The 443-nt window shown below is 51.0% G+C and carries 2 protein-coding genes; both read left to right on the top strand.

Translation table 11 applies throughout. From position 1 onward, the window contains the following. Positions 1 to 120, top strand: a 120-nt coding sequence (locus tag WCE05_RS26040) for a sigma factor-like helix-turn-helix DNA-binding protein (protein ID WP_368816845.1), incomplete at its 5' end; no start/stop codon positions are given. Between the two features lie 31 nt (positions 121 to 151). Then, positions 152 to 443: RseA family anti-sigma factor (locus tag WCE05_RS26035; RefSeq protein WP_368816844.1), on the top strand; the 292-nt coding region annotated here is incomplete at its 3' end.

Genomic DNA, 443 nt, shown 5'->3' with positions numbered 1-443 from the left:
GGCCTAAGCTATGAAGAGATAGCCGCCATCATGGATTGTCCGGTCGGCACGGTTCGTTCACGAATTTTCCGTGCGCGAGAAGCCATTGATAATAAAGTTCAACCGCTTATCAGGCGTTGACGATAGCGGGATACTGGAAAAGGTATTAGGCATGCAGAAAGAAAAACTTTCCGCTTTAATGGATGGTGAAACGCTGGATAATGAGCTGCTCGATGAGTTGTCTCATTCTCCCGAAATGCAACAGACCTGGGAGAGCTATCATCTTATCCGCGACACGCTGCGCGGTGATACCAGTGAAGTTCTCCATTTCGATATCTCAGCACGCGTTATGGCGGCCATTGAGAACGAACCTGTTCATCAGACCACGCCGCTGATTCCTGAAGCGCAGCCTGCACCTCACCAGTGGCAGAAAATGCCGTTCTGGCACAAGGTGCGTCCATGGG

The sequence above is a fragment of the Pseudomonas sp. I2 genome (assembly GCF_040984075.1).
Lineage (GTDB): Bacteria > Pseudomonadota > Gammaproteobacteria > Pseudomonadales > Pseudomonadaceae > Aquipseudomonas > Aquipseudomonas guariconensis_B.
The sequence above is the reverse complement of the archived record's forward strand: the minus strand, read 5'-3'. Positions and strand labels throughout refer to the sequence as shown.